This is a genomic window from Achromobacter sp. CSND-B12 (genome assembly GCF_052906545.1).
Genome location: NZ_JBREGJ010000001.1, coordinates 2,307,938 through 2,330,649 on the forward strand (window position 1 = coordinate 2,307,938; position 22,712 = coordinate 2,330,649).

General features: G+C 68.7%; 19 protein-coding genes. 11 read left to right on the forward strand and 8 right to left on the reverse strand.

Annotated features, from left to right (window positions below):
- Positions 1-62: 62 nt before the first annotated feature.
- Complete coding sequence (locus ACUTAG_RS10710; protein WP_446650134.1) at positions 63-2,534, forward strand: TonB-dependent siderophore receptor; 2,472 nt, start codon at positions 63-65, stop codon at positions 2,532-2,534.
- A gap of 86 nt (positions 2,535-2,620) precedes the next feature.
- On the opposite strand, the gene ACUTAG_RS10715 is transcribed toward ACUTAG_RS10710, so the two are convergent.
- The 3 genes from ACUTAG_RS10715 to ACUTAG_RS10725 form a co-directional block, all read right to left on the reverse strand.
- Positions 2,621-4,159 carry an argininosuccinate lyase gene (locus tag ACUTAG_RS10715; protein WP_446650135.1) on the reverse strand — a complete coding sequence of 513 codons (1,539 nt, stop codon included), beginning with the start codon at positions 4,157-4,159 and terminating at the stop codon, positions 2,621-2,623.
- Between the two features lie 162 nt (positions 4,160-4,321).
- Positions 4,322-5,623 (reverse strand): ATP-binding protein, encoded by a 1,302-nt coding sequence (locus ACUTAG_RS10720; protein ID WP_148317243.1) that lies wholly within the window; start codon positions 5,621-5,623, stop codon positions 4,322-4,324.
- A 243-nt stretch (positions 5,624-5,866) separates the two neighbouring features.
- The gene (locus ACUTAG_RS10725) at positions 5,867-6,652 is read right to left on the reverse strand and encodes a helix-turn-helix transcriptional regulator (protein WP_240294263.1); all 786 of its coding nucleotides are present in this window, start codon (positions 6,650-6,652) and stop codon (positions 5,867-5,869) included.
- 157 nt (positions 6,653-6,809) lie between these two features.
- Here ACUTAG_RS10725 and ACUTAG_RS10730 point away from each other — a divergent pair, with 157 nt between their 5' ends.
- The 8 genes from ACUTAG_RS10730 (at position 6,810) to ACUTAG_RS10765 (ending at position 15,137) form a co-directional block, all read left to right on the forward strand.
- A complete protein-coding gene (locus ACUTAG_RS10730; protein WP_148317245.1) occupies positions 6,810-8,510 on the forward strand; it encodes an FAD-dependent oxidoreductase in 1,701 nt (566 codons plus the stop codon).
- The gene (locus tag ACUTAG_RS10735; protein WP_006385785.1) at positions 8,485-8,691 is read left to right on the forward strand and encodes a hypothetical protein; all 207 of its coding nucleotides are present in this window, start codon (positions 8,485-8,487) and stop codon (positions 8,689-8,691) included. Before ACUTAG_RS10730 ends, ACUTAG_RS10735 begins: the two co-directional genes overlap by 26 nt.
- Before the next feature lie 17 nt (positions 8,692-8,708).
- Complete coding sequence (locus tag ACUTAG_RS10740) at positions 8,709-9,305, forward strand: VOC family protein (protein ID WP_020926227.1); 597 nt, start codon at positions 8,709-8,711, stop codon at positions 9,303-9,305.
- A gap of 36 nt (positions 9,306-9,341) precedes the next feature.
- Positions 9,342-10,301, forward strand: a complete 960-nt coding sequence (locus ACUTAG_RS10745) for an MBL fold metallo-hydrolase (protein ID WP_148317247.1) — start codon at positions 9,342-9,344, stop codon at positions 10,299-10,301.
- A 59-nt stretch (positions 10,302-10,360) separates the two neighbouring features.
- Complete coding sequence (locus ACUTAG_RS10750) at positions 10,361-11,383, forward strand: fumarylacetoacetate hydrolase family protein (protein WP_020926226.1); 1,023 nt, start codon at positions 10,361-10,363, stop codon at positions 11,381-11,383.
- 13 nt (positions 11,384-11,396) lie between these two features.
- On the forward strand, positions 11,397-12,068 hold the full coding sequence (gene maiA, locus ACUTAG_RS10755) for a maleylacetoacetate isomerase (protein WP_148317249.1): 672 nt from the start codon (positions 11,397-11,399) through the stop codon (positions 12,066-12,068).
- A 90-nt stretch (positions 12,069-12,158) separates the two neighbouring features.
- On the forward strand, positions 12,159-13,517 hold the full coding sequence (locus tag ACUTAG_RS10760; protein ID WP_187378279.1) for an MFS transporter: 1,359 nt from the start codon (positions 12,159-12,161) through the stop codon (positions 13,515-13,517).
- A gap of 63 nt (positions 13,518-13,580) precedes the next feature.
- On the forward strand, positions 13,581-15,137 hold the full coding sequence (locus ACUTAG_RS10765) for a fumarate hydratase (protein WP_148317251.1): 1,557 nt from the start codon (positions 13,581-13,583) through the stop codon (positions 15,135-15,137).
- A 24-nt stretch (positions 15,138-15,161) separates the two neighbouring features.
- On the opposite strand, the gene ACUTAG_RS10770 is transcribed toward ACUTAG_RS10765, so the two are convergent.
- Genes ACUTAG_RS10770 through ACUTAG_RS10780 form a run of 3 tightly spaced genes read right to left on the reverse strand, consistent with a single transcriptional unit; the run spans position 15,162 to position 18,121 of the window.
- Complete coding sequence (locus ACUTAG_RS10770; protein ID WP_020926223.1) at positions 15,162-15,938, reverse strand: SDR family oxidoreductase; 777 nt, start codon at positions 15,936-15,938, stop codon at positions 15,162-15,164.
- A gap of 34 nt (positions 15,939-15,972) precedes the next feature.
- The gene (locus tag ACUTAG_RS10775; RefSeq protein ID WP_024070480.1) at positions 15,973-16,887 is read right to left on the reverse strand and encodes a 3-keto-5-aminohexanoate cleavage protein; all 915 of its coding nucleotides are present in this window, start codon (positions 16,885-16,887) and stop codon (positions 15,973-15,975) included.
- Between the two features lie 10 nt (positions 16,888-16,897).
- Entirely contained in the window at positions 16,898-18,121 is a 1,224-nt protein-coding gene (locus ACUTAG_RS10780; RefSeq protein WP_109441985.1) for an ABC transporter substrate-binding protein, read from the reverse strand.
- Between the two features lie 138 nt (positions 18,122-18,259).
- On the opposite strand from ACUTAG_RS10780, the gene ACUTAG_RS10785 reads away from it, so the two are divergent.
- Positions 18,260-19,036, forward strand: a complete 777-nt coding sequence (locus tag ACUTAG_RS10785; RefSeq protein WP_236260859.1) for a Crp/Fnr family transcriptional regulator — start codon at positions 18,260-18,262, stop codon at positions 19,034-19,036.
- 52 nt (positions 19,037-19,088) lie between these two features.
- Here ACUTAG_RS10785 and ACUTAG_RS10790 read toward each other — a convergent pair whose 3' ends face one another.
- On the reverse strand, positions 19,089-20,135 hold the full coding sequence (locus ACUTAG_RS10790) for an RNA methyltransferase (RefSeq protein ID WP_026383958.1): 1,047 nt from the start codon (positions 20,133-20,135) through the stop codon (positions 19,089-19,091).
- Positions 20,136-20,245: 110 nt separating this feature from the next.
- Complete coding sequence (locus tag ACUTAG_RS10795) at positions 20,246-20,947, reverse strand: RraA family protein (RefSeq protein ID WP_026383957.1); 702 nt, start codon at positions 20,945-20,947, stop codon at positions 20,246-20,248.
- Positions 20,948-21,141: 194 nt separating this feature from the next.
- Here ACUTAG_RS10795 and ACUTAG_RS10800 point away from each other — a divergent pair, with 194 nt between their 5' ends.
- Complete coding sequence (locus ACUTAG_RS10800; protein ID WP_006385772.1) at positions 21,142-22,686, forward strand: amidase; 1,545 nt, start codon at positions 21,142-21,144, stop codon at positions 22,684-22,686.
- Positions 22,687-22,712: the final 26 nt, after the last annotated feature.

Genomic DNA, 22,712 nt, shown 5'->3' on the forward strand with positions numbered 1-22,712 from the left:
TTTTCCGATCTCGATTGGCATACAGGTGAAGCCTCATTTCTCTTCACCGGAAATCCATCGACATGCACGCTCCCACACGGCGCCCCCTCGCCCCTCGACAAGACGGTCCACGCCTGGCCGGCCTGGCGCTCGCCCTGCTGTCCGCCCTGGCTGGAACCATGCTCTGCCCGGCCGCCGCCCTGGCCCAACCCGCCCTCCAGGCCGACAGCCGCGCCGTCGACATCCCGGCCGGTCCGCTAGGACCGGCCTTGGCCGCCTATGCCCAGCGCATGCGGGTACTGCTGTCGTTCCGTCCCGCCCAGACCGACGGCCTGTCGACGCCCGGCCTGAGCGGCAGCTACGCCGTCGAGGAAGGCTTCGCCCGCCTGCTGTCCGGCACCGCCCTGCGCGTGCGGCGCCTGCCCGACGACAGCTACGCGTTGGAGGCGGCCGCCGCCGAGGGCATCAGCCAACTCGCCGCTGTCACCGTACTGGGCGCGGGCGCCACCACCGAAGGCACCGGCGCCTACACCGCCGACTGGATGCGCTCGGCCAACGGCCTGGTGCTGGCGCAGCGCGACACGCCCCAATCGACCAGTATCGTCACGCGCCAGCAGCTCGACGATCAGGCCATGGGCAGCGTGCGGGACGTGATGGAGAACGCCACCGGCATGAACGTCCAGCAAAGCGAGACAGACCGGCTAAGCTACTACTCGCGCGGTTTTCAGATGGACACCATGCAGTTCGACGGCGTGGTCAAGCCGCTGGACGGCACCTACCAGTTCGGCGAAGGCAATCTGGACCCCGTCATCTACGACCACGTCGAGATCATCCGCGGCGCCACCGGATTGATGAGCGGCACCGGCAACCCGGGCGGTTCAGTGAACTTCATCCGCAAGCGGCCCACGCGCGAATTCCAGGGCAGCCTGCGAGCCATGGGCGGCAACTACGACACCTATCGCGGTGAAATCGACCTGTCGTCGCCCCTGACCGCGTCCGGCGCGATCCGCGCGCGCATCGTCGGAGCCAAGGAAAGACGCGGCGACACACTGGATTTCTACAGCAAGAAGCGCGACGTGGCCTATGGCATCGTCGAGGCGGATCTCGCGCCGGCCACCACCCTCAGCGCCGGCGCCTCGACGCAGCGCTCGCGTCCCAAGGGCGTGATGTGGGGCGGCCTGCCGATCTTCGACACCAACGGCGATCAGGTCGACTGGAAGAAGGGCCAGACGGTCGGCGCCAAATGGACCACCTGGGACACCGACTCGACCGAGTACTTCGCCCAGCTGGAGCACGGCTTCGCCAACGGCTGGAACGGCCGGCTGTCGTACTCGCGACTGGACAACGACTTCGACGCGTCGCTGCTTTTCGCGGCCGACTTCCCGGTGGACGCGGACACCGGCTACCTCTCGGGCACGCCGACGCTGCGCAAATACCGTGGCCGCAGCAAGCAGGACGTCTATGGCGGATCGTTGACCGGCGACTTCGGCCTGCTCGGCGCGACGCACGAATTCAACCTGGGCTTTTCGCATTCCAGGACGCGCAGCCGGACCAAGGGCTGGAACTCTTCAGACCAGGCCACCTACCCGGTCCCCAACATCCATGACTGGCATGGCGACTGGCCCGAACCGGTCTGGGACCTGGCGGTATCCGACCAGCAATTGCGCACCACCCAGACCGGCATCTTCGGCACCGCCCGCTTCAATCTCGGCAGTCGCCTGCACCTGCTGACCGGCGCGCGCTGGACGCGCTGGGAAGCCGATGAATACCGCTGGAACCAGTGGTCGCCCGATTCCGCCCCCATCACGCTGTCGCAATCGCAGCGCTACTCCGAGATAACGCCCTACCTGGGCGTCACCTACGACCTCGACGACACCTACACGGCCTATGTGAGCTACACCAACATCTTCCAGCCGCAGATGTACAAGACGCGGGACTGGAACATGACCGGTCCGGCGTATGGCCACAATTACGAAGCCGGCATCAAGGCTTCGTATCTGGAGGGCCGCCTGAATGGCTCGTTCGCCGTGTTCCAGACCAACCAGAAGGACGTGGCCGAATACGCCGGCTTCGACGCCGCCCGCAATGAGTCCTGGTACGAGATGCTGGACGGCACGCGCACCCGCGGATTCGAATTGGAACTGGCCGGCGAGGTATCGCCCGGCTGGAACCTGTTCCTGGGTTACACCTACCGGGTATCCAAGGACAACGCCGGCAGGAAGGTCCAGACCACGCAGCCCGAACAGATGCTCAAGGCCAGCACCACGTACCGCCTGCCCGGCGCGCTGCGCGATCTGGTCATCGGCGGCGGCATGCGCTGGCAGAGCCGCACGCGCGCCGTGGGCTATTACGGTGAACAATCCGCCGCCGTGGAGCAACAGCCCTATGCGCTGTTCGACCTGATGGCCCAGTACGATCTCGGCAGGCAGACCCAGCTGCAGCTGAACGTTCGCAACCTCGCGGACAAGCGCTACTACCGCGCCATGGGCTTCTACAACTCGGTCTACTACGGCGAAGGCCGCACCACCCTGGTCACCCTGACGCACCGGTTCTGACTCCGACATCCTGGCATGGGCCGCGGTATCCTCGGCCGCAGCCCATGCCCTGATCGACGGAGCCGCACATGCCACGCCCGCGACGCTTACTGGCCCTTGTCTTTCGGCGCGCTGGCCACCAGCGCGTCGAAGTCCTTGTCCAGGCTGGCCAGGGAATCGGCGATGTGGGCCCGGCGTTCCTTGATCCACTTGTCCTGCGAGGCCAGCCGTTCGCGCGCCTCCTTGATCATGCGTTCCATTTCCGCCGGCTGCGGCCCGCCGCTGGTGGCGCGGTTCTTGACAATGGCGACCGGGTCCAGCGTCGACCGGAACTCGGCCTCGCTCATCGGCAGCTCGTTCGGATACTTCGACCCCTTCATCGCCTCGGCGTAGATGCGGCGCGCCTGCTCGTACGGGAAGTCCAGCGGCTTGATGTTGTTGGTCTTGGCGTAACTCACCACCTCGGAAGCGAAGTGGTGCCCGTCACGGAACGGCAGCTTGTACTTGCGCATCAGCACGTCGGCCAGTTCCTGCGAGGCGGTCCAGTCGCTGTTCAGTTCCTCCAGCGCGCGATCGGGGCTGATCACCATGGCCTTGAGCACGCGGTCCCAGCGCTTGAGCGCCGCGATGCCGGCATCGACCATCGCCGAGTTCTGCTTGACGTCCTTGGGGTCGCTCATGCCGGGCGTGATGTTGTGCGTCTGGATCACCGGCCCCATCGCCAGCGTCACCGCCGTCGACGCGTCGCTGCGCGTGTCGTTGAGCAAACCGGGATTGCGCTTTTGCGGCATGGCGCTGGACACATAGGTGTTGCCGCCGCCCTCTTCCAGCAGGATCCACGAGCGCGACTGGGCGTACTGCGTCATCACGTCCTCGACGAAGTTGCCGGTGCGCAGCGCGATGCTGGTGACGATGGACGCCACTTCCACCGGCTGGTCCATCGACGAGATCTGCGAGGCGTCGTAGGCGTTGTCCACCAGCGCCGTGAAGCCCAGGTACTGCGCCATGCGCTTGCGGTCCAGCGGCCAGCTGGTGCCGTTGAGCACGGTGGTGCCCATGGGCGAACGGTCGATGCGCGCGTAGGCTTCGCGGATGCGCTGGGCGTCGCGCGCCAGGCCGGCGGCCTGCCCCAGCAGGTAGTGGCCGTAGCTGTTCGGCTGGGCCGCCACGCCATTGGTATAGTTGGGCACGATGGTGGCGCTGTGCTTGGCGGCCAGCTCCACCAGCGTGGTCGACGTGGCATTGAGCTGGTCCGCCAGATCCAGCAGCTTGTCGCGCAGGATGGCGCTGCGATAGGTGGCGTGCATGTCCTGGCTGGAGCGGCCGGCGTGCAACAGCGTCACGTCCTCGCCCGCCGCCTTGATCAGCAACGGCTCGAAGGTGATGACGCTGGCCGGCCGCTTGGCGCCGGGCTGGTTGCCGTCATTGATCACCTTGGCCACGCCCGCCGCCAGCCGCGGCGCCATGGACTTGTCGAGCAGGCCCTGCTCGGTATTGATCACGGCCGTGGCCTTGTTGATCTCGCCGAGCCAGAAGAAGGGATCGCGCGGCGGCTTGGCGGCGGCGGATGCCTGCTGGCCCCAGGCGGCCTGGGCGCCAAGGGACAAAACGAAGGCGGCGCCCAGCGCGGGCAGGAAATGTCTCATGGTGTTCTCGTTATGAGTTATCAGGGAGGGGAAAACAAACCCCTGTATCAAACACCATTTCCACGCGCCATGTGCCACAAAATGCAAGCCGGCGCGCGACAGGCCGGGCGCGGCGGCCGCCGTCTCCGGGTTGACCCGGATGCCCTGGCGGCAAGCTGAACGCTATGCCGCCGATGCCGCCGCCCAGCGCAACACGAAACGCGCGCCGCCCAGCGGACTGTCCGCCACGCAGATGCTGCCGTGGTGGCCGGCCGCGACACGCTGCACGATCGCCAGGCCCAGCCCCGCCCCGCCCGTGCCGCGGTCGCGGCTCTCATCGAGCCGGATGAAGGGCTCGAAGATCCGCTCGCGGTCGGCCACCGGGATGCCCGGCCCGTCGTCGTCGACGATCAGTTCGAAATGCCCGGTCGGACTGTGCGTCAGCGCGATGTCGATGCGGCCGTGGGCGTAGCGCACAGCGTTCTGCACCAGGTTCAGCAAGGCCCGGCTCATGTAGCGCGGATGCAGGCAGACGTGCGGTGGATGGCCATCGGCCACCCGGCACTCCACGTTGCGCGCCTGCGCCTGGTGCGCGACCTGGGCCAGCGCCTCGCCCAGCCAATCGCGCGTGTCGACCGTTTCCAGCCGCACGGTCTCTTCGGTGGGGCGTTCCAGCCGCGCGTACACCAGCAGTTCCGCCACCATGCTTTCCAGTTCGGAGATGTCCGCGCGCATGTCGCGCAACACGTGTTGATGCGCCGGCGGCAGGCCGCCACGGCCCAGCATGTCCACCTCGAACGAAAGCCGCGCCAGCGGCGTGCGCAGTTCGTGCGATACCGCGTTCGTCAGGCTGCGCTGGTTCTCGATCAAGGCGGCGATACGCTCGGCCATCTGGTTGAAGCTCTCGCCGACATGGCGGATGCCGGCGATGCGCGACAACCTCACGCGCTGGCTCAGTTCCCCCTGGCCCATGCGCAGCGCGGCATTGCGCAGCGCATCCATGTCGCGCCACATGGGCAGTGCCCACAGCCCCAGCAGGCCGACCGCCACCACCACGCCCAGGCAGAGCCACACGGACAAGGCGACCACGGTGTCGAACACGTTGGGCAGCCGCAATTCCAGCCATTGCGCGGGCTCGCCCGGCAACGGCACCAGGTGCGTATCGAAATCGTCCCGCATCACGACGCCAAAGGCCTGCCGTTGCTCGCGCTCGTCCTCGGTCAGGTGGACCTGCTCCGCGGGCAGCACCCGCAGCGCGATGCCGTAATGCGGCTGCACCTGCTCGCGCAGCAGGGTGTCGCGCTCCGCCGGCGGCACCGCGTCCAGCCGCTCATGCAACTCGTGGAACTGCCCGCGCAGCGACTGGAAGGCGACCTCTTGCACCATCGGCTTGAGCAGCGTCCCCAGTCCCTTGTCCACGAACAGATAGGCCAGTCCGAGACTGACCAGGACCACGATGACGACGCGAACGAGGAATTTGAGCATCAATAGCTTTGGGACCGGCGGCCCGCGGCCCGGCGCGGCGGGTACGCCTACGGAGCGAGCGGAGGGACAGCGCAAGGGAAGAAGCCGGGGCGACATGGCGCGACCGGCGCGACGTCCGGGCGCCGCGGCCGGCGCGCGATGCCTCGGATCATAGGGAAAGAGCCGGCGTCCGTTCCGCCGGTTTTTGTGTGGGTTTTGTGAAAAACGGTGAAAGCGCGCGCCTGCCGTGCCCCGAGGCCGGGATCAGGCGTTGACGCGCGCCCCGCAGCCGGCCGGCGCCTTGATCAGGAATTCCTTAAGGCTGGCCACGTTGCTCTTCTTGAAGATGCGGTTCTTGTAGGTCACCACCGTGGTCGGCGACAGGCCCAGTTCGCGGCCCACTTCCTTGGCGGTGCGCCCCTGGCGCAGCAGGTCCGCCACCTGGACCTCGCGTTCGGACAGGCCCTCCGACCAGATCGGCGCCGGCGCGGCCTCGCGCCGGCACAGCTGGTGATGGCGCCGCGCCAGCGCAATCAGCAGCGGGGCGCGTCCGCGCATCACATCGGTCACGCCCGGCGGATGCGAGCGCGAAAAATACAGGTTGATGTAGCTGGCGCCTTCGCTGCGCGCGCCGATCAGCGAGATCTTGCTGGCGAAGCCGGGCCGCTCGAACAGCAGTTCCCGGTACTCGGCATCCAGGATGCGCTCGGGCGCCGCGGCCTGGATGATCAGGTCCGGATGATGCTCGGGCCGACAGGCCAGGTCGCGCAGCAGCGCGTAGTTGGGATCGCGGCGGTAGAACTGGTCGTCGACATAGACCGTGGTGGTCCACTCGATCAGCGACTGGTTCAAGAGGCTGGCGGCCGACGAATACTGCACCGAGCCGTCGTGCCCGTAGAAGACGTGCGACACGTGGTCGGCGGCCACAGTTTCGCGCAGCGCCATCAGCAGCGCCGCGTGGAACATCGGTCCGCCCAGGTCCATGACGGCGGACGCCGCCCACTGGTCCGTCCCCCCGTCCACGGCCAAGGGTTTGCTTGTCTCATCCATGGTTGTCGTCCCCCGTTCGGGCGTGTTTTTCCCGATTCTAAGGGCTTCCCGGCGATCCCGGTGTCCTCTCTCGTGAGGACATGACGCGCTCCGCCCGCGCTCCTAGAGTGGTGCCTGTGACATGCCTCGCAGAACCCTTGGAGCACTAGGGAAAACGATGACAGAGCTTCCCCTCTACCCCTACCTCAGGCCGGACGAGATGGATCGTCCGCGCGCTGCCCCCCACCCCGTCGCGATCGTAGGCGCCGGGCTGACCGGCCTGACGCTGGCGCTGGATCTGGCGCGGCGCGGCATTCCCGTGGTGGTGCTGGACGACGACAATACCGTCGGCGTGCGCGGCCTGGCCTCGCGCGGCATGGTCTGGGCGCAACGCACGCTGGACATCTTCGACCGCCTCGGCATGGCCGGCGCCGTGGTCGACAAGGGCGTGCGCTGGAACGTCGGCCGCGTGCTGTGCCGCGACATGGCGGTGGCCTCGTTCACGCTGCAGGACCAGCCCGACATGCGCCACAACGGTTTCGTCAACCTGCAGCAGTATTACCTGGAAGCCTTCCTGGTCGAGGCGCTGCGGCGTGAACCGCTGGCCGACCTGCGCTGGCTCAACCAGGTGGTCGGGATCGAACCCTGTGCCGACGGCCCGGCCACGCTGCGCGTGCGCACGCCGGACGGCGCCTACGCCACCCGCGCCCAATGGGTGGTGGCCTGCGACGGCGCCAACAGCGCGGTGCGCGGCCTGCTGGGCCTGCGTCCGCGAGTCTACGACCGCACCGAGGACCGCTGGATCATCATCGACATCGTGCTGCGCGGCACCGCCTGGCCCGAGGAACGCTGGACCTGGCTCGACGCCCGCAGCAATCACGGCCGCGCGGTCTGGCGCCACAAGATGGCCGACGACACCTGGCGCCTGGACTTCCAGTTGCGCCCGGACGAAGACCCCGAAGCCGCCGCCACCGAGGCCGCCATGCGCCAGCGCGTCTGGGACCTGCTGGGCGAACGGGTCGACTTCGACATCGCCTGGCACGGCGTCTGGGCCTACCGCCATGAATGCCTAGACCGCCTGCGGCACGGCCGAGTGCTGTTCGCCGGCGACTCGGCCCACCTGGTGGCGCCGTTCGGCGCGCGCGGCGGCAATGGCGGCATCCAGGACGCCGACAACCTGGGCTGGAAACTGGCGCTGCTGCTGCAGGGCCGCGCCGACGCCGGGGTGCTCGACAGCTACGACGCCGAGCGCAAGCACGCCGCCATGGAGAACATCCGCCAGGCCCGCCGCTCTTCGCGCTTCGTCTATCCCGGCGCCGCCCGCTCGGCCGCGCTGTGGCGCGACGCCATCATCGCGCTGGCGCCGCGCCACACGCTGGCGGCGCGCATGATCAACACCGGCCGGCTCTGCATGCCGGCGGTCTATCCCGCATCGGCCTGGGTGCGCGGCGACCACGCCCACGCCGGCCGCGCCCTGCCCAACGTGCTGCTGCGGCAGGACGACGGCCTGTCCCTGCACGCGCTGCTCGGGACCTGGTTCACCGTGCTGGTATTCGCCGACGCGTTGCCCCCGGACGTGCGCGACGATGCGCTGCTGCGCTGGGTCGCGGTGGGCCCGCTGTGCGATGCGCGCGGGCGCGACGCCGTGGCGCACCAGCTCGGCCAATCGATGGACGGCAGCGCCTGGCTGCTGCGGCCGGACCAGCACGTCATGGCCGCGGGCGGGCCGCAGGCCCTGGCGCCCGCCACGCTCGCGGCCTGGGTCAGCGACGCGCTGCGACCGGCTGGCGCCGATGGCATCGATTCCCAACCCGAGGCCGCCGGCCTCCCGCACGCAAACGGAGACGCGCGCCATGCCGCAATCCCAGCAACAGCTTGACGACCTGCTCGAACGCCTGATCGCGCTGACCGACCAGTGCGACGCCGCCGACCAGCGCGACAGCCTGGCGCGGCTGTCGCTGCTGCTGATCGAAGCGGTGGACGACGCGGCCCGCGTCCGGGCCGCCGTCGACGAAGTCCTCGCGGCGCGCGGCGAACCCGCCCCCCTGCACATCCCCTGACCCACGGAGACCGCGCCATGACGCAGCTTACCGATTCCCCCACCCCCGCGGCCGCCTGCCCGTCCATCCAGGGCCTGCACCATTTCGCCTGGCGTTGCCGCGATGCCGAGGAAACCCGCCGCTTCTACGAAGACATCCTGGGCCTGCCGCTGGTGCACGTGGTCAAGGAAGAACGGGTGCCGTCCACCGGTGAACACTGCCCCTTCGTGCACCTGTTCTTCGAATTCGCCGACCACTCGCACATTGCCTTCTTCGACCTGGGCGACAACGCGCTGAGCCAGCCCGATCCCGGCACGCCGCGCTGGGTCAACCACTTCGCCATGGAAATCCGCGGCGAGGCCGAACTGGAGCGCATGCGCCAGCGCCTGCTGGCGCATGGCGTGGAGGTGGTCGGCCCGACCGACCATCACTTCATCCGCTCGATCTATTTCTTCGACCCCAACGGCATCCGGCTGGAACTGACGGCGCGCCTGCCCGTGGCCGACTACGTGGCGCGCAAGCGCCGCAGCGCCCACGAGGAACTGGCCGCCTGGAACCGCGACAAGGCCGCCGGCCTCAAGCCCGGCGCCACCGGCACCACCAGCCATGCGCGCCACCATGGCGGCGCGGACTGACCCCGAATCCCTTCATTCATCCAGACAAGGAACACGATGAGCAAGCCTTTCGCATCCCAGGCCGACGTGGCGGACAAGAAGACCTCCTTCGAGCGCCTGTCCGAAAACGCCTACGCCTACATCGCCGACGGCGACCCCAACTCCGGCGTCATCATCGGCGACGATAGCGTCATGGTGGTCGACGCCACCGCCACGCCGGCCATGGCGCGGAACCTGATCCGCGCCATCCGCGGCGTCACCGACAAGCCCATCCGCCACGTCGCGCTGACGCACTACCACGCCGTGCGCGTGCTGGGCGCGTCGGCCTTCGCCGCCGAAGGCGCCGTCAACACCTACGCCAGCCGCGGCACCTACGAGCTGATCGCCGAACGCGGCCAGGCCGACATGGATTCCGAGATCGGCCGCTTCCCGCGCCTGTTCCAGTCCGCCGAGACCATTCCCGGGCTGACCTGGCCCACCACCGTGTTCGAGCGCGAGCTGACCCTGTTCATGGGCAAGCTGGAGGTGCGCATGATGCATCTGGGCGCTGGCCACACGCGTGGCGACTCCATCGTCTGGATTCCCTCGCAAGGCATCTGTTTCGCCGGCGACCTGGTCGAATTCAACGCCGGCGTCTACACCGGCGACGCCTACCTGTCGGACTGGCCGGCCACGCTCGACCGGTTGCAGGCCCTGGCGCCGAAACAGATGGTGCCCGGCCGCGGCCCCGCGCTCACCAGCGCCGGCGCCTGCCGCGAGGCCATCGGCTACACCCGCCGCTGGGTCGAGACGCTGTACGGCTGCGCCCGCCAGGGCGTGAGCGAAGGCAAGGGCCTCAAGCAGGTCTACGAAGACACCCGCCGCGTGATGGACCCCGAGTTCGGCCACGTCGTGATCTACGAACACGCCATTCCCTTCGACATCTCGCGTGCCTTCGACGAAGCCAGCGGCATCACCGACCCGCGCGTCTGGACCGCCCAGCGCGACCGCGAGATGTGGGCCGAACTGACCGCCTGATCCCCTTTCGATATCGCGCGCCGCGTGTCTCGGCGCGCCTGACCACGGAATTGCCACCCATGAAACTCGCCACCCTGAACAACGGCAGCCGCGACGGCCAGCTGGTCGTCGTCAACCGTGACCTGACCCGCATGCGGGCGGTGCCGCACATTGCCGCCACCTTGCAGCAGGCGCTCGATGACTGGGCCCGCTGCGCGCCCTTGCTGCAAGCGGAATACGACGACCTGCGCGCCAGCGACGGCCAGCCGTTCGATCCGGCACGCTGCGCCGCGCCCCTGCCGCGCGCCTACCAATGGCTGGACGCGTCGGCCTATCTCAATCACGTCGACCTGACCCGCCGCGCCCGTGGCGGAGAAATGCCGCCGTCGTTTCTCACCGATCCCGTGATGTACCAGGGTGCCTCGGATGACTTCATGGGCGCGCGCGACCCCATCACCGCCACCAGTGAAGACCTGGGCGTCGACCTGGAGGCCGAGATCGTGGTGATCACCGACGACGTACCGCAAGGCGTGGACCCCGCTACCGCCCTGGAACACGTGGTGCTGCTGGGCCTGGTGAACGACGTCACCCTGCGCAACGTGGTGCTGCCTGAACTGGCCAAGGGCTTCGGCTTTCTGCAGGGCAAGCCGGCCTCGGCGCTGTCGCCGGTCTTCGTCACGCCCGATGAGCTTGCGCCCTACTGGCGCGACGGCAAGCTGCACCGCGCGATGCAAGTGTGGCTCAACGACCGGTTGATCGGCCAGCCCCAGGCCGGCGAGGAAATGCAATTCCACTTCGGTGAACTCATCGCCCACGCCGCGCGCACGCGCCGGCTGGGTGCCGGCACGATCCTGGGCAGCGGCACCATTTCCAACGCCAGCGACGCGGTCGGCGTGTGCTGCCTGGTCGAAGCGCGGGTGCGCGAACAGCTGCGCGACGGCCAGATGCGCACGCCCTTCCTCAAGCACGGCGACCGCGTCCGCATCGCCATGCGCGACGAGGCCGGCAACAGCCTGTTCGGCGACATCGACCAGCAGGTGCGGATTCCCGGCACCCGCCCGCTGCCCGCCGCCCGGCCGGCGCCGCAAGCCGCCACGGCCTGAAGGGGACTGCGCCATGGCCGAGACACCCTCCCTCACACTGCACAGCTATTGGCGCAGCTCCGCGGCCTACCGCGTGCGCATCGCGCTGGCGCTCAAGGGCCTGCCCTATCGCCAGGTGCCCTGGCAGATGGCCCAGGGCGAACACCTGCAGCCGGCCTACCGCGCGCTGGCGCCGTTCGGCCTGGTGCCGATGCTGGAGATCGACGGGCTGCGCCTGCAGCAGTCGCTCGCCATCATCGAGTACCTGGACGCCCGCCATCCCGCACCCGCGCTGCTGCCGGCCGACCCGGCCAGTCGCGCCCAGGCGCGGGCGCTGGCGCTGCTGGTGGCCTGCGAGGTGCATCCGCTGAACAACCTGCGCGCGCTCAAGCGCCTGCGCGCCCAATTCGGCGCCGACGACGACCAGGTACACGACTGGTACCGCCACTGGTGCGAAGAGGGTTTCCGCGCCTTCGAGGCCGCCCTGCCCGCCAGGCGCGGCCACTATGCCCTGGGCGATGCGCCGACGCTGGCGGAATGCTGCCTGGTGCCGCAGGTCTACAACGCCTTGCGCTACGGCGTCGACCTGGCGCCATTCACCCAGGTGCGCGCCATCGTCGAGGCTTGCGCCGCGTTGCCCGCCTTCGACGCCGCCCGTCCCGAGAACCAGCCCGATGCGCCACGGCCGGCGCAAGCCGCCGCCTGACGCGACGGCCGGAGCGGGTCTTCATCCGCTCCGGCCAACCCTCGAACAAAAACACAGCGGCACGGTCCGCGCCCCCCACAGGAGACACGCATGCAGACAGATTTCCCCGGACAGGGCGGCGTCGCGCCCGCGTCCGCCGGCGAACGCCGGCCATCCGCGGCGCTGGTCAGCGCCGAAGACCGCAAGGTGCTCGCCGCCACGCTGGTCGGCTCGGCCATCGAGTGGTACGACTACTTCATCTACGTGCAGGCCGCGGGCCTGGTGCTGGGCACGCTGTTCTTCGCCCCCTTCGTGCAGGACAATCCCGAACTGTCGCTGATCCTGTCGTTCGCCACCGTGGGCGTGGCTTTCCTGTTCCGCCCGCTGGGCGCCATCGTCTGCGGCCACCTTGGCGACCGCTATGGCCGCAAGCGCGTGCTGGCCGCCACCCTGATCCTCATGGGCGTATCCACCGCCCTGATCGGCGTGCTGCCGACCTACGCCCAGATCGGGCTGTGGGCGCCAGTGATGCTGGTGGGCTTGCGCGTGCTGCAAGGCTTCTCGGCCGGCGGCGAGTGGGGTGGCGCGGCGCTCATGGCGGTCGAGCACGCGCCGACAGACCGGCGCTCGCTGTTCGGCGCCTTTCCGCAGATCGGCGTGCCGCTGGGCATGATCGTCGCCACGGGCGCGCTGTGGTGCATCACCACCCTGGTCGGCGCGGAGAACTTCATGGCCTGGGGCTGGCGCATCTCCTTCCTGCTGTCGATCGCGCTGATCATCGTCGGCGTCTTCATCCGCCGCGCGGTCGAGGAATCGCCGGTATTCCTGCGCATGCAATCGCGCCGCAGCCACTCCTCGGCGCCGCTGGGCGCGCTGCTGCGCAAGCACCCGCGCCAGATCGCGCTGACCACGCTGATCTTCGTGGGCAACAGCACCGCCGGCTACCTGCTGGTGGGCTTCTTCATCAGCTACGGCAGCCGCGCCCTGCGCATGCCGCCGCAACAGGTGCTGATGATCTGCACCCTGGCCGCCGCCTGCTGGCTCGGCACCACGCTGCTGGGCGGCTGGCTCGGCGACCGCATCGGCCGCGTGCGCACCTTCCAGCTCGGCTACCTGCTGCTGGCGCTGTGGGCCATTCCGATGTGGACCTTCATCGAGTCGGGCGATCCGCTGCAATTCGCCCTGGCGCTGGCCGCGCTGTCGTTGCCGCTGGGCCTGACCTACGGCCCGCAGGCCGCGCTCTACGCCGAGATGTTCCCCGCCGACGTGCGCTATTCCGGCGTGTCGGCCGGCTATGCGCTGGGTTCTATCCTGGGCGGCGCCTTCGCCGCCATGATCGCGCAGTCCATCATCTCCGCCACCGGCCAGTCGTGGCTGGTGGGCGTGTACGTCGTCGTCATGGCCGCGGTCTCGTTCATCGCCGTCACGCTGGTCAAGGACCGGCCCGGCGTCACCCTGCACGCCGAATGACACCCGCCGTCCGGATCCGCGCGGATTCCGGACGGCGCTCCTCCCGCGCAATCGTCCCCGCCCATGACCCGCATCCGACAGCAAGACCTGATCGACTCCATCACCGGCGCGCTGCAGTACATCAGTCATTACCACTCGCCCGACTACATCGTGCACCTGGCCCGCGCCCATGAACGCGAAACCAGTGCCCCGGCGCGCGACGCCATGGCGCAGATCCTGGCCAGTTCGCGCCTGGCCGCCATAGGCCGGCGCCCCATCTGCCAGGACACCGGCATCGTCAACGTCTTCCTCAAGGTCGGCATGGACGTGCAATGGGCGGACTTCACCGGCAGCCTGGAAGACGCGGTCAACGCCGCTGTGCGGCGCGCCTGGCTGGACCCGGACAATCCGCTGCGCGCCTCGGTCATCGCCGACCCGCTGTTCGCGCGCGCCAACACCCGCGACAACACGCCGGCCGTCACCAGCGTCGAGATCGCGCCGGGCGGCCGTCTTGAAATCACCGTCGCGGCCAAGGGCGGCGGCTCGGAAAACAAGGCGCGCCTGGCCATGCTGAACCCCGGCGATAGCGTGGTGGACTGGGTGCTGGCGCAAGTGCCGGCCATGGGCGCCGGCTGGTGTCCGCCCGGCATGCTGGGCATCGGCGTCGGCGGGACCGCCGAAAAGGCCGTGCTGCTGGCCAAGCAAAGCCTGATGCAGCCGCTGGACATGCACACGTTGCAGGCACGCGCCGCCAGCGGCGCAGCGCTTGCCCCTGAAGAGGCGCTGCGCCTGGAGCTGTACGAGCGCATCAACGCGCTGGGCATCGGCGCGCAGGGCCTGGGCGGCCTGACGACGGTGCTGGACGTGAAACTCAAGACCTACCCGACCCACGCCGCCGCCAAGCCGGTCGCGCTGATCCCCAACTGCGCCGCCACCCGCCACGTCCGTTTCGTGCTGGACGGCAGCGGGCCGGCGCACCTGGAACCGCCCTCGCTCGACCTGTGGCCCGACCTGGGTCCGGCGGCGCAGGCCGCCACGGCCCGGCGCGTCGACCTGGACACGCTCACCCGCGACGAGGTCGCCCGCTGGCGCGCCGGCGAGACCCTGCTGCTGAACGGCCGCATGCTCACCGGCCGCGACGCCGCCCACCAGCGCATCCGCGAGCTGCTGGCGCGGGGCCAGCCGCTGCCGGCGGATTTCCGCGGCCGCGTGATCTACTACGTCGGGCCGGTGGATGCCGTGCGCGACGAGGCCGTCGGCCCGGCGGGCCCCACCACCGCCACCCGCATGGACGGCTACACGGACATGATGCTGGAACACACCGGCCTCATCGCCATGGTCGGCAAGGCCGAACGCGGCCCCGACGCGGTCGCCGCGATCCAGCGCCATCGCGCCGCCTACCTGATCGCCGTGGGCGGCGCGGCCTACCTGGTGTCCAAGGCGATCCGCCGTGCCCGCGTGGTCGCGTTCGAGGATCTCGGCATGGAGGCGATCTACGAATTCGACGTGGTCGACATGCCGGTGACGGTGGCGGTGGACGCGGACGGCGGCAACCTGCACGTATCGGGGCCCGCGCAATGGCGCCGCGATATCGGCACGCCGATCCGCATCGAGGCGCCCGGACTCAGTGTCCGGGCATAGCCGGCGTGCCCCGCCGCCTCTTCGCTACCCCAGGTATTCGACGTTGCCGCACACCGAGATGCTCTGGCCGCTGATCATCGCGCCCTCGTCCGAACACAGGAACGCCACCTGGTTGGCGATGTCCTCGGGCTGGGTCATCTTGCGCAGCGACACCTTTTCCACCAACTGCGCGCGCATGGCGTCGTTGCTGACGCCGCCGGCCGCCGCGCGCGCGGCGATGATGCGCTCGACCCGGTCGCCCGCCACCACGCCCGGCAGCACCGAATTGACGCGGATGCCGGACGGTCCCAGTTCCATCGCCCAGGTCTGCGTCAGCCCCGCCAATCCGAATTTGCTGGCGCTGTAGGGGCTGCGCAGCGAAAAGCCCAGCCGGCCCGCGACCGACGAGATGTTGATGATGGCCCCGCCGCCCGCCTCGCGCAGCAGCGGCACCGCGCTGCGCGCGCACAGGAACGTGCCGGTCAGGTTGACGTCCAGCGTGGCCTGCCACGCCGCCAGGTCCGTGTCTTCGAGCCGGCTGGTGGGGCCCGAGACGCCGGCATTGTTCACCAGCGCATCCAGTTTGCCCCAGCGTTCGGCCAACTCCGCGAACATGGCCAGCACCTGGGCTTCGTCGGCCACGTCCGTGACGCTGCCGCTCAAGCCGGCGTGCGCCTGCACGGCGGCCTGCACCGCTTCCGCGGCCACATCGCAGATGTGCACTTGCGCGCCAGCGGCCAGGAACTTGCGCGCGATGGCCAGGCCGATGCCCCCCGCGCCGGCGGTGATCAGGACCCGCTTGCCCTTCAACGATTCAATCATCAGGCTACATCCTTGGAAAAATGCCGCGCCGCTCTCACAGCGCGAATTCCGGCCGCACCCCGCTGCGCAGCGGCAACCCCATGATCTCGCGCGCCTCGGCGGGCGTCGCGGGCTCCATGTCCAGCTCGCGGATGATGCGCACGATGCGCTCGGTCAGCTGCACATTGGTCGCCAGCTCGCCGTGGCGGTAATACAGGTTGTCTTCCAGGCCCACCCGGGCGTGGCCGCCCAGCAGCAGCGCGCTGATGTTGGCCTCCAGTTGCGACGGCCCGATGCCGCTGACGCAGAAGATGCTGTTCCTGGGCAGCAGGTCCACCATCATCTGCAGGTGGCGCGGCGAGAACGGCATCGCGTTCTGGAAGTTGCGGTGCACATTCATCACCAGATTGATGAAATGCGGCTCTTCATCCAGTCCTTCGTTGATCAGCGTGGTCGCGTCCTGCAGGATGTGGGTCGGGCTGAACACCTCCCACTCCGGCTTGATGCCGCGCGCCTTCATGCCCGCCGCCAGCTCGCGGGCTCGCGTCAAGGGCGTGTTCATCAGGTATTCGCGGTCGCCGAAGGCCAGATTGAGCGTGGTGGCATCCAGCGTGCACATCTCGGCGCCGGCGTCCATGCCCTTGAGCCGCTCCTCCCACAGGATCTCCCAGGTGCCCGGCGTGGTTTCCTTGACCATGTCGCCGTGCACGCCGCCGCCCGTGGAATTGTTCAGCACGATGTCGCAGCGCTCGCGGATGCGCTGGTTCATGTCGCGGTAGATGGCCGCGTCGCAGGTGGCCTGGTCGTCGGGGCGGCGCGCGTGCAGCGCGACCACGCTGGCCCCGGCGTTGTAGCAGCGGTAGACGTCCTCGGCGATCTCGGCCGGCTGGGTCGGCAGATGCGGGTTCTGGCTCTTGAACGCCATGCCCCCGGTGGGGGCAATGGTCACGATCACTTTGCGTTTTGCCATGGCGGTTCTCTTATTTCCAAAGGGCGCAGCGGGTCTCGGCCTTGGTGGTGAAGGCCTCGTTGCCATCGATGGTCTGGACCACCTTGAAGTAGTCCCAGGGCGCCTTCGATTCCTCCGGCGTCTTGACCTGCAGCAGGTACATGTCATGCACCACGCGGCCGTCCGGGCGCACCACGCCGTTCTTGATGTACACGTCGTCGAGCTTGTTCTCGCGCAGATACGCCAGCACCTTGTCGGCGTCGTCCGTGCCGGTGGCCTTGACCGCGCGCAGGTACTGGATGGCCGCCGAATAGTCGGCCGCCTGCAGCGACGACGGCATGGCGTTGCGGCGCTCGTAGAACTTCCGCGCCCAGGCCCGCGTCTCGTCCGACGCGTTCCAGTACCAGCTGTCGGTCAGGTACATGCCCTTGGCCGTCTCCAGGCCCATGGCGTGGATATCGTTGATGAACATGATCATGCCGGCCAGCCGCATCGTCTTGGTCAGGCCGAACTCGTTGGCCGCCTTGATCGCGTTGGTGGCGTCCGCGCCGGCATTGGCCAGCGCCAGGATCTCGGCCTTGCTAGCCTGCGCCTGCAGCAGGAACGACGAGAAATCGCTGGTCGACAGCGGATGCTTGACCGACCCGACCACCTTGCCGCCGCCCGCCTCCACCACCTTGGTGGTATCGGCCTGCAGCGCATGGCCAAAGGCATAGTCCGCCGTCAGGATGTACCAGCTCTTGCCGCCCGCCTTCACCACCGCCGCGCCCGTGCCGCGCGCCTGCGCCACGGTGTCGTAGGCATAGTTCAGCGTGTACGGCGTGCACTGCTCGTTGGTCAGGGCCGGCGCGCCCGCGCCCACCACGATGATCGGCTTCTTCTTGTCCGCGGCCACCTTGGACATCGCCAGCGCCGTGCTGGAATTGGTGCCGCCGATCAGCATGTCCAGGCCACGCTGGTCGAACCACTCGCGCGCCTTGGCCGACGCGATGTCCGCCTTGTTCTGGTGGTCCGCCGTCAACAGTTCGATCTTCTTGCCGTTGATCTCGCCGCCCATCTCCTCGATGGCCATCTTGATGGCTTCGGCCCCGCCAGGGCCGTCCGGCCCCGAATAGACGCCGGACATGTCGGTGATGAAGCCGATCCGGATCACGTCGTCGGACACCTGCGCCTGGGCCGCGCCCGCGTGCAGCAGGGCGCCGGCGATGGCGCCGGCCAGGACAGCGCGCGAAAACCTGCGCGGCATTGACAACATACCTGTCTCCTCTTATGGTTTTTTGGCTCTGGGGCCCCGAATATTCTCGGACCGGCCCCAAATGCGAACAGTCATCATGTTGACAAAGCGTCCTAGGGTTTACCTGGGCGCCCTCACCACGGCGGAACGGGGACAACCATGCGCGCAGCAGCGGCCGGAACCGGCCATGAACCTGCCAGCCCGAAGCGGCGACCCAAGCAAGACCCGGTCGACCGGATGCTGGCCGTCGTACCCTGGTACAACGGCCTGCCGCAGCTCGAACGCGAGGTGGTGCGGGCCGAACTGCGGGTGGTGTCATTGCAGGCGGGCGAACGCCTGTTCCGCGAGGGTTCGAAGTCCCTGGGCTGGTACGGCGTGGTGGACGGCCTGGTGAAATGGTCGTCGCGCGGCTCGGACGGCAAATCGCTGTCGCTGGCCGGCTTCAGCACCGGCAGCTGGTTCGGCGAGGCCACCATGATCCGCCGCGAGCCGTTCGAATACGAAGTGGTGGCGCTGCGGCCGAGCCAGGTCGCGATCCTGCCGCGCGACACCTGCGAACGCCTGTGGAACAACAATATCGAGTTCACCAAGGCGCTGATGATGCACCTGGCGCAGCGCGTCAACTGGCTGATGGCCAGCTACACGGGCAACGTGCTGCTGGACGTCGACACCACCGTCGCCCGCGCCGTCGCCGCGCAGCTGAACGCCGAGCAGCATTCCGGCACCAATGGCCGCCTCAAGATCTCGCAGGAAGAGATCGCCAGCCTGTGCGGCGTGTCGCGCCAGCGCTGCAACACCGCCCTGACCCGGCTGGCGCGGGAAGGCATACTGCAGACCCACTATGGCGGGATGACGATCCTGGACCGGGAGGGGCTGTACCGTTGCGCGAAACTGAACCGCGAGCCGGCGGATCATCCGGCGGACATGCCGGGGTAGGCCCCGGCGCATATCGCGCAGCGTAGCCGGCGCGCCCGCCCGCGCGGCGGAGTCAGGCGGTCGCGCCCCGTGACCGGCGCAACCGCACCACCCGCTCCGCGCCCACCGCCCTGGCCCGCAACTGGCCGCAGCCGCCATCCACATCCTGCCCGGCGCTGTTGCGCACCTTCGTCAGGACGCCGCGGCGGTGCAGGATACGGACGATCTCGCGGATGCGTTCGGTCTCGGGACGCTGGTAGTCGTCGCCTTCCAGGCTGTTGAAGGGAATGACGTTGAGCACGCCGAATTTGCCCTTGAGCAGGCGCGGGATGGCGTCGAGTTCGTCATCGCCGTCATTGACGCCCTTGAGCAGCGTCCATTGGTACTGAATCGGGTAGCCCGTGTCACGGGCGTATCGCTCGCCCATTTCCACCAAATCTTGCGGCGCGATCTTCGGCGCGCGCGGCAACAGATGTTCGCGCAGCTCGGCCCGGGTCGTATGCAGCGACAGCGCCAGCGCGGGCTTGACGGGTTGCCGCGGCAGCGCCTCGAACACGCGCGGATCCCCCACGGTGGAGAACACCAGGTTCTTGTGGCCGATATTGCCTTCGGTGCCGAGCACATTGATGGCTTCGAGCACGTTGTCCAGGTTGTGCGCCGGCTCGCCCATGCCCATGAAAACGACCTTCTTGACCGCGCGCTGCCGCCGCGCCAGCACCACCTGCGCCAGGATCTCCATGCTGGCGACCTGGCGGATCAGGCCGCTCTTGCCGGTCATGCAGAATCGACAGCCGACCGCGCAGCCGACCTGGGTGGAAACACAGAGCCCGTCGCGCGGCAGCAGCACGCTTTCCACCATCTGCCCGTCGGCCAGGTCGACCAGCAGGCGCGAGCCGTCGTGCCCGGCATGTTCGGAGCGGACGCGCGCCAGGCCGTCCAGCTCCGCGGACAGGGCGGGCAGCGCCTCGCGCAGCGCCAGCGGCAGATAGTTGTCGAAGCGCCGCCGCCACGTGTCGCTGTCGAACGCCTGACCGGTCAGCCAGGCGCGCATGACCCGGCCGCGATGGGCCGGTTGGGCGCCCAGGGCGGCGAGACGTTGGTCGAAATCGGAATAGCGCATGGGGAGCGGATTTTACCGCGCCCGGCCAGAAGCAACGGCAGGCGGTCGGGCAAGGACCATGGCCTTGCCGGCATCGCGGGAATCGGAGCGTTCCAAAAGTTGCGTCCGACCTAGACAGGCACGCCGCGCGCCCGCAGCAGGTCATCTATGCGCGCGGCATCCGGCCGGCCGGCGGCGTTCTGTTCCCGGATGCTCGCTTCGCGCCGCAGGTGCAGGGTTACCCGCTCTGCCAGGCCATGCAGCACCTTGCGAGGGACGGCAATCGCGCCATCCGTGTCGCCGATCACAAGATCCCCGGGGACGATGTCTATGCCGCCGCACACCACCGGCACGTTGATTTCGCCCGGCCCCTGCTTTTCCGGCCCTTGCGGCGTATGACCGCGCGCATAGACAGGGACCTTGCCGTCAGCCCACTCATCAAGATCGCGGATAGCGCCGTCCACCACAAACCCGCCCAGCCCCTTCGCCAGCGCCGTGGCGCGCATCAGTCCCCCCACCAGCGCGCGGGACAGGTAGCCTGCCCCATCGACGACGATGACGTCGCCCGCGCGCGCCATCAGCAATGCCTTGTGGATCATGAGGTTGTCGCCGGGACGCACGCGAACGGTCAGGGCGGGACCGCACAGCTTCGCCCCCGCAGCGCCGTGGAAAGGCCGCAGGCCAATACAGGCAACCTGCAGGCCGGCGCAGTCCGCCACCACCGCGGCCGGTGCGGCCCGGAATAAGTCGACGCAACGGTCGGGCAGGGCATCGGCACAGGGATTGATCAGGTAGCCCGTCGGCCAGGATGTGCGCGGAGAATCTTGTGACATTCGATATTCCAGAAGAAGAATGCGCCGCGCCGGCGGCGCGCAGGAGACCGCGTGGAAATTATGGCGATGCGCGCAGGCGACGTAAACGTTGCTTCGACGAATCAACCTAGACGCCGCGCGCCGCCGCGCTCATGATGAGCCGGCGTTGCATCCAACCAGAACGATCCCGCCGCGCGGGAATGGGGAGAACCACCATGGCCGTGAGCCACCATATCAAGACCATCCTGGCATGCGCCCTGGCCTTGCCAATCCCGCCTGCCGACGCTTCGCCCGCGTCCGCGCCGGACCCGGGCGAATTGTCGATCGCCGAAATGCTCCAGGCGCAAGCCGCGGGCCGCATCCGTTGCGCAGACGTCGCGCGCAATGCGCTGGCAACGATCAGGCAGCGGGACCCGCAACTCAAGGCGTTCATCTCGGTCAACCCGGACCTGCTCGCGGACGCGCAGAAGCTGGATGCGCTTCGGCGCGCGGGCACGGTGTTGCCGTTGCATTGCATACCGATAGCGGTCAAAGACAACCTCGACGCAAAAGGCATGGCCACGACAGGGGGCTCCGTTCTATTGCATGGCAATGTGGCGGGCGAAGACGCGGACGCGCTGAGCCGGTTGCGCGACGCGGGCGCGCTGTTCATAGGCAAAACGAACCTTGACGAGCTCGCCGTGGCCGGCAGCACCATCAGTTCGCTGGGCGGCCAGACGCTCAATGCCTACGATCCCACGCGATTTGCCGCCGGCTCCAGCGGCGGCTCGGCGGTGGCCGTGGCCACCGGCATGAGCCTGTGCGCGCTGGGCACCGAAACCGTCAATTCACTGCGCAACGCCGCCAGTTCCGCTGGCGTGGTGGCGCTGCGCAGCACGGCCGGGCTGGTCAGCCGGCGCGGCGCCATCGCGCAGTCCTCGACCATGGACGTGGTCGGCCCAATCTGCCGGTCGGTGGACGACGCCGCGCGGGTGCTTGCCGTCATGGTAGATCCGCGGCCTGCCGGCGCCGAGGCGGCGCGCGCGGCAACGGCTCTGCGGGCGGGCCCGCCGGCGCGCGCGTCCCTGGCCGGCAAGCGTTTCGGCGTGCTGGCGAACCTGTTCGGCAAAGGTCCCGAACACGAGCCGGTGAATGCGATCATACGCACGGCGCTGGACGCCCTGCGCGCGCAAGGAGCGCAAATCGTCGAGATTGACGACGCGGAATTCGATTCCGACTTGGGCAGCAAGCGGCTCAACGTGGCCAACTATGAGTTCGGCCCATTGTTCGAGGCGTTCCTGGCGCGCCTGCCCACGGGCGCCGGGCCGGCCTCGCTGCGCGCATATGTGGCCGCGGGCCGGTATCCCGCCGGGATGAGCAAGTTCCTGCAGCAGTCCGTGGCCTGGCAGGACCCTCTTGCCATGCCGGAGTACCGCGAGGCACTGCGCTACGGCGACACACTACGCCGCAAGATGTTGGACTTGATGGACACCCAGGCGCTGGACGCCATGGTCTACCCGGCACAGAAGCGCCCCCCCTTGGCCGTGGGCGATGCCCCCAGGCCGGAACGCAACGGCATATTCGCATCGGCCCTGGGATTCCCGGCGATCGACCTGCCGGCCGGCTTCACGCCACCCGACGCTGGCGCGCCAGTCGGATTGCCGGTCGGACTGGACATGCTGGCCAGGCCCGGCGACGACGTGCGCCTGTTGGGGCTGGCGCTGGCCGTCGAGCAGACCTTGCAGGCCCGCCGCAAACCACCGACCGCGGATCGGCGTTGACGGCGCTGCGCGCCCTTTCCCGGGCC

What these genes read in the sequence shown, in the direction of transcription:
- ACUTAG_RS10710 (WP_446650134.1), top strand. Translation starts at nt 63, where the DNA reads ATGCACGCTCCCACACGGCGCCCCCTCGCCCCTCGACAAGACGGTCCA.
- ACUTAG_RS10715 (WP_446650135.1), bottom strand. Translation starts at nt 4,159, where the DNA reads ATGAGACATTTCCTGCCCGCGCTGGGCGCCGCCTTCGTTTTGTCCCTT.
- ACUTAG_RS10720 (WP_148317243.1), bottom strand. Translation starts at nt 5,623, where the DNA reads ATGCTCAAATTCCTCGTTCGCGTCGTCATCGTGGTCCTGGTCAGTCTC.
- ACUTAG_RS10725 (WP_240294263.1), bottom strand. Translation starts at nt 6,652, where the DNA reads ATGGATGAGACAAGCAAACCCTTGGCCGTGGACGGGGGGACGGACCAG.
- ACUTAG_RS10730 (WP_148317245.1), top strand. Translation starts at nt 6,810, where the DNA reads ATGACAGAGCTTCCCCTCTACCCCTACCTCAGGCCGGACGAGATGGAT.
- ACUTAG_RS10735 (WP_006385785.1), top strand. Translation starts at nt 8,485, where the DNA reads ATGCCGCAATCCCAGCAACAGCTTGACGACCTGCTCGAACGCCTGATC.
- ACUTAG_RS10740 (WP_020926227.1), top strand. Translation starts at nt 8,709, where the DNA reads ATGACGCAGCTTACCGATTCCCCCACCCCCGCGGCCGCCTGCCCGTCC.
- ACUTAG_RS10745 (WP_148317247.1), top strand. Translation starts at nt 9,342, where the DNA reads ATGAGCAAGCCTTTCGCATCCCAGGCCGACGTGGCGGACAAGAAGACC.
- ACUTAG_RS10750 (WP_020926226.1), top strand. Translation starts at nt 10,361, where the DNA reads ATGAAACTCGCCACCCTGAACAACGGCAGCCGCGACGGCCAGCTGGTC.
- maiA (WP_148317249.1), top strand. Translation starts at nt 11,397, where the DNA reads ATGGCCGAGACACCCTCCCTCACACTGCACAGCTATTGGCGCAGCTCC.
- ACUTAG_RS10760 (WP_187378279.1), top strand. Translation starts at nt 12,159, where the DNA reads ATGCAGACAGATTTCCCCGGACAGGGCGGCGTCGCGCCCGCGTCCGCC.
- ACUTAG_RS10765 (WP_148317251.1), top strand. Translation starts at nt 13,581, where the DNA reads ATGACCCGCATCCGACAGCAAGACCTGATCGACTCCATCACCGGCGCG.
- ACUTAG_RS10770 (WP_020926223.1), bottom strand. Translation starts at nt 15,938, where the DNA reads ATGATTGAATCGTTGAAGGGCAAGCGGGTCCTGATCACCGCCGGCGCG.
- ACUTAG_RS10775 (WP_024070480.1), bottom strand. Translation starts at nt 16,887, where the DNA reads ATGGCAAAACGCAAAGTGATCGTGACCATTGCCCCCACCGGGGGCATG.
- ACUTAG_RS10780 (WP_109441985.1), bottom strand. Translation starts at nt 18,121, where the DNA reads ATGTTGTCAATGCCGCGCAGGTTTTCGCGCGCTGTCCTGGCCGGCGCC.
- ACUTAG_RS10785 (WP_236260859.1), top strand. Translation starts at nt 18,260, where the DNA reads ATGCGCGCAGCAGCGGCCGGAACCGGCCATGAACCTGCCAGCCCGAAG.
- ACUTAG_RS10790 (WP_026383958.1), bottom strand. Translation starts at nt 20,135, where the DNA reads ATGCGCTATTCCGATTTCGACCAACGTCTCGCCGCCCTGGGCGCCCAA.
- ACUTAG_RS10795 (WP_026383957.1), bottom strand. Translation starts at nt 20,947, where the DNA reads ATGTCACAAGATTCTCCGCGCACATCCTGGCCGACGGGCTACCTGATC.
- ACUTAG_RS10800 (WP_006385772.1), top strand. Translation starts at nt 21,142, where the DNA reads ATGGCCGTGAGCCACCATATCAAGACCATCCTGGCATGCGCCCTGGCC.